The organism is Streptomyces sp. WAC 04229 (genome assembly GCF_003947455.1).
GTDB lineage: Bacteria > Actinomycetota > Actinomycetes > Streptomycetales > Streptomycetaceae > Streptomyces.
Genome location: NZ_QHJH01000176.1, coordinates 1 through 14,962 on the forward strand (window position 1 = coordinate 1; position 14,962 = coordinate 14,962).

General features: G+C 73.0%; 14 protein-coding genes and 1 pseudogene. 10 read left to right on the top strand and 5 right to left on the bottom strand.

Annotation, left to right across the window (positions count from 1 at the left end; genetic code table 11):
- The 5 genes from DMH12_RS30690 to DMH12_RS30710 all read left to right on the top strand — a co-directional run.
- The coding region (locus tag DMH12_RS30690) for an acetyl-CoA carboxylase biotin carboxyl carrier protein subunit (RefSeq protein WP_148107560.1) at positions 1–229 on the top strand (229 nt) is incomplete at its 5' end.
- 82 nt (positions 230–311) lie between these two features.
- Positions 312–1,460, top strand: coding sequence for an acyl-CoA dehydrogenase family protein (locus DMH12_RS30695; RefSeq protein WP_125494685.1), 1,149 nt, complete (start codon positions 312–314; stop codon positions 1,458–1,460).
- Between the two features lie 37 nt (positions 1,461–1,497).
- On the top strand, positions 1,498–3,066 hold the full coding sequence (locus tag DMH12_RS30700; protein ID WP_125494686.1) for a 4-coumarate--CoA ligase family protein: 1,569 nt from the start codon (positions 1,498–1,500) through the stop codon (positions 3,064–3,066).
- Positions 3,063–3,797: an enoyl-CoA hydratase family protein gene (locus DMH12_RS30705; protein ID WP_125494687.1), complete on the top strand. Its 735-nt coding sequence runs from the start codon at positions 3,063–3,065 to the stop codon at positions 3,795–3,797. The genes DMH12_RS30700 and DMH12_RS30705 overlap by 4 nt, the downstream gene beginning before the upstream one ends.
- Positions 3,785–4,411 (top strand): TetR/AcrR family transcriptional regulator, encoded by a 627-nt coding sequence (locus DMH12_RS30710; RefSeq protein ID WP_125494688.1) that lies wholly within the window; start codon positions 3,785–3,787, stop codon positions 4,409–4,411. Before DMH12_RS30705 ends, DMH12_RS30710 begins: the two co-directional genes overlap by 13 nt.
- Positions 4,412–4,417: 6 nt before the next feature.
- Here DMH12_RS30710 and pdxH read toward each other — a convergent pair whose 3' ends face one another.
- Positions 4,418–5,095: a pyridoxamine 5'-phosphate oxidase gene (gene pdxH, locus DMH12_RS30715; RefSeq protein ID WP_125494689.1), complete on the bottom strand. Its 678-nt coding sequence runs from the start codon at positions 5,093–5,095 to the stop codon at positions 4,418–4,420.
- 240 nt (positions 5,096–5,335) lie between these two features.
- Between pdxH and DMH12_RS30720 the strand changes: the two genes are divergently transcribed.
- The 3 genes from DMH12_RS30720 to DMH12_RS30730 all read left to right on the top strand — a co-directional run bounded on the left by DMH12_RS30720 (position 5,336) and on the right by DMH12_RS30730 (position 9,208).
- The gene (locus tag DMH12_RS30720) at positions 5,336–6,436 is read left to right on the top strand and encodes a citrate synthase 2 (RefSeq protein ID WP_125494690.1); all 1,101 of its coding nucleotides are present in this window, start codon (positions 5,336–5,338) and stop codon (positions 6,434–6,436) included.
- 335 nt (positions 6,437–6,771) lie between these two features.
- Positions 6,772–7,638 carry a GNAT family N-acetyltransferase gene (locus DMH12_RS30725; RefSeq protein WP_125494691.1) on the top strand — a complete coding sequence of 289 codons (867 nt, stop codon included), beginning with the start codon at positions 6,772–6,774 and terminating at the stop codon, positions 7,636–7,638.
- A 109-nt stretch (positions 7,639–7,747) separates the two neighbouring features.
- Positions 7,748–9,208: a PAS domain-containing protein gene (locus DMH12_RS30730; RefSeq protein ID WP_185832647.1), complete on the top strand. Its 1,461-nt coding sequence runs from the start codon at positions 7,748–7,750 to the stop codon at positions 9,206–9,208.
- A gap of 22 nt (positions 9,209–9,230) precedes the next feature.
- Here the strand turns inward: DMH12_RS30730 and DMH12_RS30735 are convergent, their stop codons facing one another.
- Positions 9,231–9,986 (bottom strand): SIS domain-containing protein, encoded by a 756-nt coding sequence (locus DMH12_RS30735; protein WP_125494693.1) that lies wholly within the window; start codon positions 9,984–9,986, stop codon positions 9,231–9,233.
- A 200-nt stretch (positions 9,987–10,186) separates the two neighbouring features.
- On the opposite strand from DMH12_RS30735, the gene DMH12_RS30740 reads away from it, so the two are divergent.
- Both DMH12_RS30740 and DMH12_RS30745 read left to right on the top strand, forming a co-directional pair.
- Positions 10,187–10,879, top strand: a complete 693-nt coding sequence (locus tag DMH12_RS30740) for a metal-dependent transcriptional regulator (protein ID WP_125494694.1) — start codon at positions 10,187–10,189, stop codon at positions 10,877–10,879.
- 480 nt (positions 10,880–11,359) lie between these two features.
- Positions 11,360–12,229, top strand: coding sequence for an alpha/beta fold hydrolase (locus tag DMH12_RS30745; protein WP_125494697.1), 870 nt, complete (start codon positions 11,360–11,362; stop codon positions 12,227–12,229).
- 22 nt (positions 12,230–12,251) lie between these two features.
- Here the strand turns inward: DMH12_RS30745 and DMH12_RS30750 are convergent, their stop codons facing one another.
- From DMH12_RS30750 to DMH12_RS40040, 3 genes and pseudogenes are all read right to left on the bottom strand, one after another.
- Positions 12,252–13,892, bottom strand: a complete 1,641-nt coding sequence (locus DMH12_RS30750; protein WP_125494695.1) for a transporter — start codon at positions 13,890–13,892, stop codon at positions 12,252–12,254.
- Positions 13,889–14,665: an ABC transporter ATP-binding protein gene (locus DMH12_RS30755; protein ID WP_125494696.1), complete on the bottom strand. Its 777-nt coding sequence runs from the start codon at positions 14,663–14,665 to the stop codon at positions 13,889–13,891. Before DMH12_RS30755 ends, DMH12_RS30750 begins: the two co-directional genes overlap by 4 nt.
- A 129-nt stretch (positions 14,666–14,794) precedes the next feature.
- Positions 14,795–14,962: pseudogene (locus tag DMH12_RS40040) on the bottom strand (DNA primase); the annotation flags it as partial.

Below are 14,962 nucleotides of genomic sequence, written 5' to 3' on the forward strand. Positions count from 1 at the left end.
CGCCCCCGGCTCCCTCCTGGCCCCCATGCCCGGCACGGTCGTCCGCGTCGCGGAGGGCCTCACGGAGGGCTCCGCCGTAGAGGCGGGCCAACCCCTCCTGTGGCTGGAGGCGATGAAGATGGAACACCGGATCACGGCCCCGACCGCGGGCACGCTGACCGCCCTGAACGCCGAGCCGGGAGACCAGGTGACGGTGGGCTCTCTACTTGCGGTAGTCCAAGTCACCTAGGGGCGCGGGCCTGCATTGAATATGCGGCTCCGCCGCGTGAGCGCGACCAGCCACAACGAACCCGCACCCGAAGGAGCACGTGATGACCACCCTCCTCGAATCCGACGAGCACAAGTCCCTCCGCGAAGCGGTATCGGCCTTCGCCCGGAGCCACCCCCGCGCCACCGGCCCCGCCGAGAGCCGGCACTTCTGGCAGGAGGCCGGCAAGCTCGGCTACATCGGCGTCAGCCTGCCGGAGGCGTATGGAGGCGGGGGCGGCGGTGTCACGGAACTCTCCCTCGTCCTCGAGGAGATGGGCGCCGCCGGCAATCCCCTGCTGATGATGATCGTCTCTCCGGCGATATGCGGCACCGTCATCGCCCGCTTCGGCACCGACGAACAGAAGCAGAGCTGGCTCCCCGGCATAGCCGACGGCACCCGCCTCATGGCCTTCGGCATCACCGAACCCGACGCCGGCTCCAACAGCCACCGCATCACCACCACCGCCCGCCGCGACGGCGCCACCGGCGACTGGCTCCTCACCGGCCGCAAGGTCTTCATCAGCGGCGTCGACATCGCCGACGCCACCCTGATCGTCGGCCGCACCGAGGACGCCCGCACCGGCAAGCTCAAGCCCTGCCTGTTCATCGTTCCCCGCGACACCCCCGGCTTCGAGCGCCGACAGCTCGACATGGAACTGCACGCCACCGAGAAGCAGTTCGAGCTGACCCTCGACGACGTACGGCTGCCCGCCGACGCGCTCGTCGGCGACGAGGACGCGGGCCTCCTCCAGCTCTTCGCCGGACTCAACCCCGAGCGCATCATGACGGCGGCCTTCGGCATCGGCATCGGCCGCTACGCCCTCGCCCGCGCCCTGGAGTACGCCCGCGAACGCACCGTCTGGAAGACCCCCATCGGCGCCCACCAGGCCATCGCCCACCCCCTCGCCCAGGCCCACATCGACCTCGAACTCTCCCGCCTGATGACGCAGAAGGCCGCGCACCTCTACGACGCGGGCGACGACATGGGCGCGGGCGAGGCCGCCAACATGGCCAAATACGCCGCCGGGGAGGCCTGCGTGAAGGCCGTGGACCAGGCCGTCCACACCCTCGGCGGCAACGGCCTCACCCGTGAGTTCGGCCTCGCCACGCTGATCACGGCGGCGCGGGTCGCCCGGATCGCCCCGGTGAGCAGGGAGATGATTCTCAACTACGTCTCCCACCAGACCCTGGGCCTGCCCAAGTCGTACTAGGGAGCGCCCAAGTCGTACCAGCCGCCCTGGAGGAACCGTGTTCCGCAGCCAGTACGCCGACGTCCCACCCGTCGACCTGCCCATCCACGAGGCCGTGCTCGGCCGGGCCGCCGCCTTCGGGAGCGCACCGGCGCTGATCGACGGCACCGACGGCACCACCCTCACCTACGAGCAGGTCGACCGGTTCCACCGGCGCGTCGCCGCCGCCCTCGCGGAGGCCGGGGTGCGCAAGGGCGACGTCCTCGCCCTGCACAGCCCCAACACCGTCGCCTTCCCGCTCGCCTTCTACGCCGCCACCCGCGCGGGCGCCTCCGTGACGACGGTGCATCCGCTCGCCACGGCCGACGAGTTCGCCAAGCAGCTGAGCGACGCGCGGGCCCGCTGGATCGTCACCGTCTCACCGCTGCTCGACACCGCCCGCCGGGCCGCCGAACTCGCGGGCGGCGTCCAGGAGATCCTGGTGTGCGACAGCGCGCCCGGCCACCGCTCCCTGATCGACATGCTGGCCTCGACCGCCCCCGAACCCCGGATCGCGATCGATCCCGCCGAGGACGTCGCCGCGCTGCCGTACTCCTCCGGCACCACCGGCACCCCCAAGGGCGTGATGCTCACCCACCGCCAGATCGCCACCAACCTCGCCCAGCTCGAACCGCTGATGCCGGCCGCCCCCGGCGACCGCGTCCTCGCCGTGCTGCCCTTCTTCCACATCTACGGCCTCACCGCCCTGATGAACGCGCCGCTGCGGCTCGGCGCCACCGTCGTCGTACTGCCCCGCTTCGACCTGGAGCAGTTCCTCGCCGCCATCCAGAACCACCGCATCACCGGCCTCTACGTCGCCCCACCGATCGTCCTCGCCCTCGCCAAACACCCCCTGGTCGCCGAGTACGACCTCTCGTCCCTGAAGTACATCGTCAGCGCCGCCGCCCCCCTGGACGCCCGGCTCGCCGCCGCCTGCTCCCGGCGGCTCGGCCTGCCGCCCGTGGGCCAGGCGTACGGCATGACCGAACTCTCCCCGGGCACCCACGTCGTCCCCCTGGACGCCATGGCCGACGCGCCGCCCGGCAGCGTCGGCAAGCTGATCGCCGGGACCGAGATGCGCATCGTCTCCCTCACCGACCCCGGCAAGGACCTTCCCCCCGGCGAGTCCGGCGAGATCCTCATCCGCGGCCCCCAGATCATGAAGGGCTACCTGGGCCGCCCCGACGCCACCGCCGCCATGATCGACGAGGACGGCTGGCTGCACACCGGCGACGTCGGACACGTCGACTCCGACGGCTGGCTCTTCGTCGTCGACCGCGTCAAGGAACTGATCAAGTACAAGGGCTTCCAGGTGGCCCCCGCCGAACTGGAGGCCCTCCTGCTCACCCACCCCGGCGTCGCCGACACCGCCGTCGTCGGCGCGTACGACGACGACGGCAACGAAGTACCCCACGCCCACGTCGTACGCCAGCCCACCGCACCCGGCCTCTCGGAGGGCGAGATCATGATGTACGTTGCCGAACGCGTCGCCCCCTACAAACGCGTCCGCAAGGTCACCTTCATCGACGCCGTGCCCAGGGCCGCCAGCGGCAAGATCCTCCGCCGGGAACTGCGAGGCACCGTATGACCCTGGTCGCCCGCACCCGCGAACGCGGCGTCGAGACCCTCACCCTCGACTCCCCGCACAACCGCAACGCCCTGTCCGCAGCCCTCGTCGGCGACCTGGCCGCCGCCCTCGCCGACGCCGGTGAGGACACCGGCGTGCGCGCCGTCGTCCTCACCCATGCCGGCACCACCTTCAGCGCCGGCGCCGACCTGCGCGACCCGCCCGACCCGGACACGCTGGCCGGGCTCTTCCGGCAGATCGCCGAGCTGCCGAAACCGGTCGTCGCCCGCGTCACCGGCCACGTCCGCGCGGGCGGCCTCGGCCTCCTCGCCGCCTGCGACATCTCGGCGGCGTCCCACGACTCCACGTTCGCCTTCACCGAGGTCCGCATCGGCGTGGCGCCCGCCGTCATCTCCCTCACCCTGCTGCCGCGCACCGACCCCCGCGCCCTCGCCCGCTACTACCTCACCGGCGAGCGCTTCGACGCCGCCGAGGCCGCCCGCACCGGCCTGGTCACGGCGGCGGGCGACGACGTGGACGCCGTACTCGCGCCGGTCCTCGACGGTGTGCGCCGTGCCTCACCGCAGGGCCTGGCCGAGACGAAGCGGCTGCTCACGGCTAGGGTGCTGGAGGCCTTCGACCGGGACGCGGCCGACCTCACCGCGCTCTCGGCCCGGCTGTTCGCCTCCCCGCAGGCCCGCGAGGGGATGACGGCCTTCCTCGAACGACGGGATCCGGAATGGGTGGTGTGAGCGGCGCCGCGAACACGGCCGACCGCGCGGAGCGCGTGCCCAAGCAGGACCGCAGCCGGGCCACCCGGCAGCGGCTCCTCGAAGCCGCCGTCGCCTGCCTCGCCGCACGCGGCTGGGCGGGCTCCACGGTCTCCGTCGTCGCCGAACACGCCGGCGTCTCCCGCGGCGCCGCCCAGCACCACTTCCCGACCCGCGAGGACCTCTTCACCGCGGCCGTGGAGTACGTCGCCGAGGAGCGCTCCCTCGCGCTGCGCGCCCTCTTCCCCGAAGGCGCGGCGGCCGGTGACCGCCGGGCCGTGGTCGCCGCGCTGGTCGACCTCTACACCGGCCCGCTCTTCCGGGCCGCCCTCCACCTGTGGGTGGCCGCCTCCAACGAGGAGCAGCTGCGCGGCCGGGTCACCGAGCTGGAGGCCCGCGTCGGCCGCGAGAGCCACCGCATCGCCGTCGACCTCCTCGGCGCCGACGAGACCCGCCCCGGCGCCCGGGAGACCGTCCAGGGCCTCCTCGACATGGCCCGCGGCCTGGGCCTCGCCAATCTCCTCACCGACGACCGCGCGCGGCGGGAACGGGTGGTCGACCAGTGGGCCCGGCTGCTCGCCGCCGAGCTGGGCTGACGCCGGTCACGGAGCGAGCCGCTCCACCCGCCAGCTCCCGTCCGCCTCGGCCACGTACCGCAGCCGGTCGTGCAGCCGGTTCTCCCGCCCCTGCCAGAACTCCACCTCGCTCGGCGCCACCCGGAAGCCGCCCCAGTGCGGCGGCACCGGCACCTGCCCGCCCTCCGGGTAGCGCTCCGCCAGCTCCGCGTAGGCGGCGTCCAGGTCCTCCCGGCCCGCCACCACCGACGACTGCGCGCTCGCCCACGCCCCCAGCCGCGAGCCGTGCGGCCGGGAGCGGAAGTACGCGGCGGTCTCGTCCCGCCCGGTACGCCGCGCCACCCCCGACACGATCACCTGCCGGGCCATCGGATGCCACGGGAACAGCAGCGAGACGTACGGGTTCGAGCCCAGCTCACGGCCCTTGCGGGAGTCGTAGTTGGTGTAGAAGACGAAACCCCGCTCGTCGAAGTGCTTCAGCAGCACCGTGCGGGAACTGGGCCGCCCCTCGGCGTCGGCGGTGGAGACGACCATCGCGTTCGGCTCGAACAGTCCGCCCTCCATGGCGGCCTGCTGGAACCAGCGCGCGAACTGCTCGACGGGGCCGGCGGCCAGCTCGGACTCGGCAAGCCCCTCGGCCCGGTACTGCTTGCGCATCGAGGCGAGATCGAAGGGGACGGCATCGCGGTCGGTCACACCGGCCATCCTGCCGTATCCGCGGTGTCCTTCGTCACTGAGTGGCACTGAGTGCCGCAACCCCTCCCCACGGTTGGCACTCGGAGATATCGTGCTGGTCCCGGCGCGGTTGGACGCACGGCCGTACGGGGCATCACAGGGGTGACCGCAGAACGAGGACCGCGAGTCGTGCGCACGACCGTGGATCCGGTGGACCCGATGAAGCCGACGGGTCGGTCACCACACATCTACGTCACGAGGAGCCGCCTGATGTCCGACTTCGTACCCGGGCTAGAGGGAGTCGTCGCGTTCGAGACGGAGATCGCCGAACCCGACAAGGAGGGCGGCGCCCTCCGCTACCGCGGCGTCGACATCGAGGACCTGGTCGGCCACGTGTCCTACGGGAACGTCTGGGGCCTGCTCGTCGACGGCGCCTTCAACCCCGGCCTCCCGCCCGCCGAGCCCTTCCCGATCCCGGTCCACTCCGGCGACATCCGTGTGGACGTCCAGTCCGCGCTCGCCATGCTCGCGCCGGTCTGGGGCCTCAAACCCCTCCTGGACATCGACGCCGAGCAGGCCCGCGCCGACCTCGCCCGCGCCGCCGTGATGGCCCTCTCCTACGTCGCCCAGTCGGCCCGCGGCCAGGGCCTGCCCATGGTCCCGCAGCGCGAGATCGACAAGGCCCGGTCCGTCGTCGAACGCTTCATGATCCGCTGGCGCGGCGAGCCCGACCCCAAGCACGTCGCCGCCGTCGACGCCTACTGGACCTCGGCCGCCGAGCACGGCATGAACGCCTCCACCTTCACCGCCCGCGTCATCGCCTCCACCGGCGCCGACGTGGCCGCCGCCCTCTCCGGCGCCGTGGGAGCCATGTCGGGCCCGCTGCACGGCGGCGCCCCCTCCCGCGTCCTCGGCATGATCGAGGAGATCGAGCGCACCGGCGACGCCGAGGCGTACGTCAGGAAGACACTCGACGCGGGCGAACGCCTCATGGGCTTCGGCCACCGCGTCTACCGCGCCGAGGACCCCCGCGCCCGCGTCCTGCGCCGCACCGCCCGAGAACTGGGCGCCCCGCGCTACGAGGTCGCCGAGGCCCTGGAGAAGGCCGCCCTCGCCGAACTCCACGCCCGCCGCCCCGACCGCGTCCTGGCCACCAACGTCGAGTTCTGGGCCGCCATCATGCTGGACTTCGCCGAGGTCCCGGCCCACATGTTCACCTCGATGTTCACCTGCGCCCGCACGGCCGGCTGGTCCGCCCACATCCTCGAGCAGAAGCGCACCGGCCGCCTGGTCCGGCCCTCCGCCCGCTACGTCGGCCCGGGCCCCCGCGACCCGCACACCATCGAGGGCTCCGAAACCCTCACGCCCTGACCACCCCCGAGAACGCAGACGACCCGCGAGTCTGGTTCCTCCAGCGGAGGAGCCGGCCGGACGTACCGGCGACTCGCGGGTCGGGTGACTGCTCGGGATTGGGCCGGCTGCACGCGTGTCTCACGCGCTGGTCCGGCACCGCACTCGGTGTGGTGACGGGCCGCTAGCCCGCAGTCACCTCACGCGTCCGGTTTCCATACATCTGCCGAACCACCTCCCTTCTCGTGTACCGCACACACTAGGAAGCGTCCGGCCCACGATCAATCGGTTTTTCGAGTCGATTCCCCAGTGATCACCCATGGACGCGTCTTCGCTGGTCACCTACCGTTCCGCCCATGACGAAGCGACAGGGGGAGCCTTCGGTGCGGCGGGCGATAGGCAGCGGTTCGGTGTTCGAGGAGCGGATCGGGTACGCGCGGGCCGTCGTCCACGGGGACCGGGTGCACGTGTCCGGGACGACCGGGTTCGACTACGCGGCGATGACCATCTCCGAGGACGTGGTCGAGCAGGCGGGGCAGTGTCTGCGGAACGTCGGGGCAGCGCTGGCCGAGGCGGGGTGCACGTTCGCGGACGTGGTGCGGGTGCGGTACCTGCTGCCCGCGCGGGAGGACTTCGAGCCGTGCTGGCCCGTGCTGCGGGAGGCGTTCGGGGAGGTGCGGCCGGCCGCGACGATGATGGTGTGCGGGCTCGCGGACGACCGGATGCGGATCGAGATCGAGGTGGACGCGCGGCGCGCGCCGGTCGGTCCAGGCGCCGGGCTGCGGATCGCGGCCGTCGAAGGGGACGCGATGGTCCAGGAGTGGCGGTACGTGCACAACGAGATCGTGCCGCCCGCCGCGATGACCCCGGACGAGGCGCGGGAGCGCGCGCGGCGGTACCGGCTGGAGAACGCCTACCTCGGGGACACGCTCGTCGGCTGCTCCACGGTGCGTCCGCCCGGGGGCGAGGGGCGGGTGGCGACCGTGATCGCGCGGGTGCTGCCCGCGTTCCGGCGGCGCGGCATCGGTACCGCGCTCTACGAGGCGGGTCTCGCGCACGCGCGGGGGCTCGGAGCGCGGGCGGTGGAGACCGTGGTGCTGGCGGCGAACGCCGACGGGTTGCGGTTCGCCGCGGGGCGTGGGTTCGTGGAACGGGAGCGGTACGTCCTGGACGGCGAGCGGGACGAGTGGGTCGATCTGAGACTCGCCGACCCCGCGTCGTGACCGTGACCGTCGTGACCGCCATGACGGGGGCGTATGCCGAGTTTCCGCGGTACAACGATTTCTGCAATCTTGCGGGAACTCGGTGTGTGCTGCATCACGTTCGAGTTGAATGAAGGCCAGTGAGCGAACCGACGTACGGTACGGCGGACGCAGCCTGCAGGGGGTCCAGGTGAGTGCTTCCCGGCGTAGTGGGACCACCGACGAGCTGGGGCCGGACGAGCCGGAGCAGCCCGAGCGGGACGGCGCGGACCTGTTGGCCGCGCTCCTCGACGGGATGGACGCGGCCCTGTGCGCCTTCGACGCGGACGGTGTGGTCACCCACTGGAACCGCGAGGCGGAACGGATCCTGGGCTGGAGTGCGGCCGAGGCCGTGGGGCGGCAGGGTTTCGCCGGGTGGGCCGTGCGCAGCGCGGACGCCGGTGAGGTGGAGGACCGGCTGCTGTCCGCGATGCGGGCGCCGGGGCGGCAGGTGCACGAGTTCGCGCTGCTGACCAAGGACGGCGGGCGGGTGCTGGTGCGCACCCAGTCGGCGGCGGTGCGCGGCGCCGACGGGAGGCCCGCTGGGGTGTACTGCGCGTTCAGCGAGGTGCACGCGCAGATCGATCTGGAGCGGTCGATCGCACTGAGCGAGGCGCTGCTGGAGGACGCGAGCTGGGGTGTCGTCCTGGTGGACGCGGACCTGCGCCCCGCCGTGGTCAACGCGCACGCGGCCCGCGCGCTGGGCGCCGGGCGCACCTCGGTGCTGGGGCGGCCGCTCGGCGATCTGCTCGTCCAGGGCGTGGAGGACCTGGAGAACGCGCTGACGCACGTCCTGGCGGAGGGCGCGCCGCCCGGGCCCGCCGAGCTGTGGGTGGGGCTGCGGACGCCGGAGGGGGAGCGGCGGCGGTGCTGGCGCAGCGGGTTCGTGCGACTGGCGTCGCCGCTCGCGGAGGAGCCGGTGCCGCTGGGCGTGGGCTGGCTGTTCCAGGACATCACGGAGGCCAAGCAGGCCGAGCAGGAGGCGGCGCTGCTGCGGTTCCGGGCCAATCAGCTGCACCGGGCGGCGCGGGCGGCGGCGGAGTGCGAGGACCCGGCGGAGGCGGCGGTGGTCCACCTGGACTTCGCGCTGGCCGGTTTCGCCGACCACGCGCTGATCGACCGGCTGGCGGGCGGGGCCGTGGACACCGACGCGGCGGTGCCGGTCCGGCTGGTGCGGGTGGCGGCCACGCCGTCCGGCGCACCGGGGCCGAGCCTGCCGTCGGGGACGGCCGGGATGCCGGTGCGCTACGGCGAGGGGCATCCGGCGGTGAGCTGTGTGGAGCGGGCGGGCTCGGTGCGGGCCAGCGCCGGTGCGCGCGAGGTGCCGCCCGAGAAGGTGCGGGACTGGGCGATGGCCCGGCAGTGGCCGGCGGACACGGTGCACGGCCTGTGCGCGGTGCTGCGCAGCCGGGGCCGGACGCTGGGCGTGGTGACGTTCCTGCGGGGCGCGGGGCGGAGCGCGTTCGAGCGGCCCGACGCGGTGTACGCGGAGGACGTGGCCGTCCGGATCGCGTCCGCGCTGGATCTGGCCGGTGCGGTGGAGAAGCGGTAGCGGGGTGCCCGGGCGGGCCGGCTCAGCGCTGGTAGAAGATCCGGTCCCGGTACTGGTCGAGGACGCGCCCGTTCCAGTCGTGGCCGCCGTCCACGTTGCCGGAGCGCAGCAGCGGGGGTTCGATGCCCCGGTCGGCGAGGGCGCCGGCCGCGGTGGCCATCATGGCCTGCATGAGGGCGCTGGTGACGACCGTGGAGGCCGGGGCGAAGGGCACCGGGACGGTGTCGAGGGTGAGTTCCGCGTCCCCGACGGCGATCTTCGAGTCGAGCACGATGTCGCAGTGGTCCTTGAGGAAGGTGCCGGAGCTGTGCCGGGAGGCCGTCTCGGAGGCGTACGCCACCGAGGTGACGCCGATGGTGCGGACACCGAGGGCGCGGGCGTTCATCGCCATCTCCACGGGCATGGCGTTGCGCCCGGACAGGGAGATGATCACGAGGACGTCGCCCTCGCGGAGCGGGGAGGAGTCCAGGACGGCACTGGCGAGGCCGTCGACGCGTTCGAGGGCGGAACCGAGCGTGGCCGGCATCACGTCGACGCCCACGACGCCGGGCACGGTGAGCAGGTTCATCAGCGCGAGTCCGCCGGCGCGGTACACGACGTCCTGGGCGGCGAGGGAGGAGTGGCCGGCGCCGAAGGCGAAGAGCCGTCCGCCGCGCTCGACGGTGTCGGCGAGCAGGGTCCCGGCCGCCTCGACGCTGTCCGCCTCCTCGTCGCGGACGCGGCGCAGCAGGTCGATCGCCGCGTCGAGGAACTGCCCGGCCGGCTTGCGGTCGCTCATGCGGGACCCCTTCGGTGTGCCTGTGTCGCGGATCACGGTGCGGTCTGGACCAGTGCGGTGTCAATACGGCGTGGCGCGGCCCCGCGGGCCCGGCTCGGCACCGCGAGGCACGGTTGTCGGTGGTATGCGTCAGAATTGAATCCAGGGCCAGCGCACGCGCCGGTGGCCGCGGCCTCCGGCAATCTCATCAAGGGGCACGTATGTCCGGACTGATCGACACCACGGAGATGTACCTCCGCACCATCCTGGAGCTGGAGGAGGAAGGTGTGGTCCCGATGCGCGCCCGGATCGCCGAGCGGCTCGATCAGAGCGGCCCGACGGTCAGTCAGACGGTGGCACGGATGGAGCGCGACGGCCTGGTGTCCGTGGCGGCCGACCGGCATCTGGAGCTGACCGACGAGGGCCGGCGGCTGGCGACGCGCGTGATGCGCAAGCACCGGCTCGCCGAGTGCCTGCTCGTCGACGTGATCGGCCTGGAGTGGGAGCAGGTGCACGCCGAGGCGTGTCGCTGGGAGCACGTGATGAGCGAGGCCGTCGAGCGGCGCGTGCTGGAGCTGCTGCGCCACCCGACGGAGTCGCCGTACGGGAACCCGATCCCGGGCCTGGAGGAGCTGGGCGAGGCGGACGGCGCCGACCCGTTCCTGGACGAGGGCATGGTCTCGCTGGCCGATCTCGACCCGGGGACGGAGGGCAAGACGGTCGTCGTGCGCCGTATCGGTGAGCCGATCCAGACGGACGCGCAGCTGATGTACACGCTGCGCCGGGCGGGTGTGCAGCCCGGTTCGGTGGTGAGCGTGACCGAGTCGGCGGGTGGCGTGCTGGTGGGCAGTGGTGGCGAGGCCGCCGAGCTGGAGTCGGACACCGCCTCCCACGTGTTCGTCGCCAAGCGCTGAGTCCGCCGGGGACGGGGTGGTGCGCCGGCGCACGGATCCCGTCGTTTCGGGGTCCAGTGCGCCGAATCACAGCGCCCGGACGCTTCGCGTGCAAGGCTGTGCCGTGAGGCATATGACGTAGGGGGCTCTTGGCCGCGCGTGACAGCGATGTCGCCCGGTCGGGGAGGGGGCGGGACGTGCCGGAGAGACGGAGAGGGCCCCGGCGCCGTGTGGCGCCGGGGCCTGTCCTCCCCTGTGCTGACCCGGAGCCCCGAGCTCTCAGGGTCAATCCCCACGGACCGTTTTCCCCGAGCGGCCCGCCTCCCGTTGAAGATCTCCCCTGAGCAGCGGCGATCAATCCCCGAGGGGTGTCACTCGAATGAGGGGTGTTGCTGGGCGAGACGCCTTTTTCGAATAAGCATTCGATACTCTGCGGGCAGGTACGGCAAGGCACGGCAGGCAGGACACGGTTCCGAGCGGAGCTTGGGGGTGCCAGGACCAATGGCGCGGCGCATCGACGTAACCGGCGCGGGCGGCGTACGCCTCGCGGCTTGGGAGTTCGGCGACCCTCCCAAGACCAACCGGACGCACGGCGCGGGTGACCAGCCCGGCGTTCTCTTACTGCACGGCCTGATGGGCCGCGCCTCGCACTGGGCCCCCACGGCCCGCTGGCTCTCCGCCCGCCACCGGGCCGTCGCCCTCGACCAGCGCGGTCACGGCCGCAGCGACAAGCCCCCGCACGGCTCCTACACCCGGGAGGCCTACGTCGACGACGTCGAGGCCGCCCTGGAGCAGCTCGGCCTCGGCCCGGCCGTCCTGATCGGACACGCCATGGGTGCGCTGACCGGCTGGCAGCTCGCCGCCAAACGCCCCGACCTGGTCCGCGGCCTGATCATCTGCGACATGCGGGCCTCCGCCCTCGGCGCGGCCTCGCAGCACACCTGGACCGAGTGGTTCCGCGCCTGGCCGGTGCCCTTCGCCACGCTCGCCGACGTCCGCAAGTGGTTCGGCGAGGACGACCCGTGGGTGGAGCGGCCCAACCCGGCCCGCGGCGAGTTCTACGCCGAGGTGATGGCCGAGTCCCCGGACGGCTGGCGCCCCGTCTTCGACCCGCAGCAGATGCTCAGGACCCGCGAGTCCTGGGTCTACGACGCCCACTGGGAGGAGCTGGCGCAGGTGCGCTGCCCGACCCTGGTGGTGCGCGGCCTCGACGGCGAGCTGGGCCGTGCCGAGGCCCAGGAGATGGTCCGCGTGCTGCCCGGCGGCCAGTACGCGGAGGTCGCCGACGCCGGCCACCTCGTCCACTACGACCAGCCGGAGGCGTGGCGGGCGGCCATCGAGCCGTTCCTGGACACGCTCAGGGTGGGCTGATTTCCGCCCCCCCGCGGGCCCGTCACGCCTTGCTGACCGCCGTGAGGATCTCCGGCAGCCGCTCCGCCGTGCGCGGCGCCGCCAGCCGCAGCCCGAGCAGCGTCAGCGCCGCGCCGTACACCGTGCCCACCGGCAGCAGCAGCCAGCCCAGGCCCGCGGCGCCCTCGCTCACGTTCAGCCAGATGGTCAGCGCGATCACGGGCGCGCACAGCAGGGCCGCGCCCACCATGCCGCCGAAGATCGAGATCCAGGCCAGCCCGACCTGACCCGGGGCGACGTTCTTGTACCCCTCCTGCGGGATGGAGTACGGGAAGCGCGCCGAGGTCCACGCGCCGGTCGCCAGCATCGCGCCGAGCAGCGCGAAGGACAGCCCCAGCGTCTCGGGCAGGACGGGCCAGTCGTCGAGCATCGCCGTGGTCAGGACGGTCACGAGGGTGGCGTACGGCAGGGTGATCAGCAGCAGCGCCAGCGCGCGGGCCCGCAGCTCGACGTAGGCGTCCCGCGTCGACGAGATCGTCATCGCGACCATCCAGAACGCGGACGTGTCCTGTCCGAACTGGTTGTACATCTGGATGCCGAGCATCCCCGCGGCGAAGCAGGCGAAGTAGACCGAGCCGGTGCCCTGCCAGGCGTTGAACACCGGCACGATCAGGCCGATGGCCAGGGAGGTCACCCAGGCCGCCTTGGTCTTCGGATCGCGCCACACGTAGCGCAGGGTGCGCTCCATCGTCGTACCGGTGCGGCCCGCGGGCAGCAGCCGGACGAGCCCCGACGAGCCGCGCTCGCGCACCGGCCGGGTGTCGCTCTGGATCGTGGAGCCGTCCGGCGTGGTCATCAGCCGCGTCAGATGGCGGGCCCACACCCACAGCAGCAGCACCAGGGCCGCCGCGGTCAGCGCGAGCTGGGCGAGGGCGGTGCCGTACGCGCCGTCGCTCGCCGCGTCCATCGCGCCGATCGCCGACGCGGGCGGCACCCAGCGCAGCACGTCGGCCGCCGGGTCGAGCTGTTCGAGGCCGGAGGAACCCAGCCGCTGCGCGCCGAAGTTGACGAGCTGCGCGCCGACCGCGACGACCAGACCGCTCAGCACCGCCAGGTCGCGTCCCCTGCGGCTGGTCAGCAGCCGTACGTTGGCCGCGGCGACGGCCCGCGCCAGGGTCACGCACACCAGCAGCGCGAGCACCGCCGCCAGGACGCCGACGGCGTACGCCGCCCCGCCGTGCGCGACCGCGGCCACGGAGCCGGCGAACATGCACAGCGTGAACAGCGGTCCGATGCCCACCAGCGACGACGTGAGCAGGGCCCGGACCAGCGGTCGGGGCCGCAGCGGCAGCATCACCAGCCGGGTCGGGTCGAGCGTCTCGTCGCCGCCCGGGAAGAACAGCGGCATCACCGCCCAGCCGAGACCCAGTACGGCCGCCAGCAGGACGACCAGCGACTCCACGTGCGCGTGCCCGCGCAGCGCGATCAGGCCGATCAGCTGGAGCGCGGCGAAGAGCAGGACGGCGACGGCCGACGCGATGTACGCGGCCCGCCGCCCGCCGGACTGCCGCAGTCCGTTGCGCAGCAGGGACAGTTTCAGCCGCACGAAGACGGCGGTGACGGAGGCGGGCGCGGCCGGTGCGGCGGACGTGCCGGACGTGACGAGCGGGGTCCGCGTGTTCATCGGGACCCGCCGCCCAGCCAGTCCAGGTCGGAACCGGCGTCCCGGCCCCCGGCGCCGACGAGTTCGAGGAAGGCCTGCTGCAACGAGGCGGCGTCACCGCGCACCTCGGCGAGCGTGCCGGTGGCGCGGATGCGTCCGGCGGCCATGACGGCCACCCAGTCGCAGAGCGACTCCACCAGCTCCATCACGTGGGACGAGAAGACGACGGTGGCGCCGGAGGCGGTGTAGCGCTCCAGGACGCCCCGGATGGTCTGCGCGGAGACCGGGTCGACGCCCTCGAACGGCTCGTCCAGGAAGAGCACTTCCGGGTTGTGCAGCAGGGCGGCCGCGAGCCCGATCTTCTTCCGCATGCCGGTCGAGTAGTCGACGACCAGCTTGTGCTGGGCGCCGGTCAGGTCGAGCACGTCCAGCAGCTGCGTGGCCCGCTTGTCGACCTCGTCACCGGGAAGCCCGCGCAACCGCCCGGAGTAGCCCAGCAGTTCCCGCCCCGACAGCCGTTCGAACAGCCGCAGCCCCTCGGGCAGCACCCCGATCCTGGCCTTGACCTCGACCGGATCGCGCCACACGTCGCGCCCGACCACCTCGACCGAACCCTGATCGGGCCGCAGCAGCCCGGTCACCATGGAGAGAGTGGTGGTCTTCCCGGCCCCGTTCGGCCCGACCAGCCCGATGAACTTGCCCGCCGGCAACTCCAGATCGATCCCACCCACGGCGATCTGCTGCCCGAACCGCTTCCAGAGCCCCCGCACCCGCACGGCACTGTCACTCACCACGTCTCCCTCCGTCGACTTCGAACCCTACGGGGGGAGAGCGCCCCGAAGGGGCGCGGGGAACTGCGCGATCAGCCAGGTACCACCCGCAGTCGCCCACGAGACAGCGACCCGGCAGACGAGAAGGCGCCCCTAGCGTTCCCGCCCGCACGCATAGGCAAGCGGCGACACCAGCTCCTCCACATCCGGCAACCACCGATTCGCGGGCGTCGGCCGGCAGGCCCACTGCACCGCCCCCCACGTCCCGACCCGCGTGGGCGGCGCGGCCACGTACGCCCCCTCCCCGAGCACCCCCAGATC

Bases quoted from the DNA above. Each gene is read 5' to 3' on its own strand.
- DMH12_RS30735 (WP_125494693.1), bottom strand. From the start codon at position 9,986: ATGAGCGACCGCAAGCCGGCCGGGCAGTTCCTCGACGCGGCGATCGAC.
- DMH12_RS30720 (WP_125494690.1), top strand. From the start codon at position 5,336: ATGTCCGACTTCGTACCCGGGCTAGAGGGAGTCGTCGCGTTCGAGACG.
- DMH12_RS30710 (WP_125494688.1), top strand. From the start codon at position 3,785: ATGGGTGGTGTGAGCGGCGCCGCGAACACGGCCGACCGCGCGGAGCGC.
- DMH12_RS30725 (WP_125494691.1), top strand. From the start codon at position 6,772: ATGACGAAGCGACAGGGGGAGCCTTCGGTGCGGCGGGCGATAGGCAGC.
- DMH12_RS30705 (WP_125494687.1), top strand. From the start codon at position 3,063: ATGACCCTGGTCGCCCGCACCCGCGAACGCGGCGTCGAGACCCTCACC.
- DMH12_RS30750 (WP_125494695.1), bottom strand. From the start codon at position 13,892: ATGAACACGCGGACCCCGCTCGTCACGTCCGGCACGTCCGCCGCACCG.
- DMH12_RS30745 (WP_125494697.1), top strand. From the start codon at position 11,360: ATGGCGCGGCGCATCGACGTAACCGGCGCGGGCGGCGTACGCCTCGCG.
- DMH12_RS30740 (WP_125494694.1), top strand. From the start codon at position 10,187: ATGTCCGGACTGATCGACACCACGGAGATGTACCTCCGCACCATCCTG.
- pdxH (WP_125494689.1), bottom strand. From the start codon at position 5,095: ATGGCCGGTGTGACCGACCGCGATGCCGTCCCCTTCGATCTCGCCTCG.
- DMH12_RS30730 (WP_185832647.1), top strand. From the start codon at position 7,748: ATGAAGGCCAGTGAGCGAACCGACGTACGGTACGGCGGACGCAGCCTG.
- DMH12_RS30695 (WP_125494685.1), top strand. From the start codon at position 312: ATGACCACCCTCCTCGAATCCGACGAGCACAAGTCCCTCCGCGAAGCG.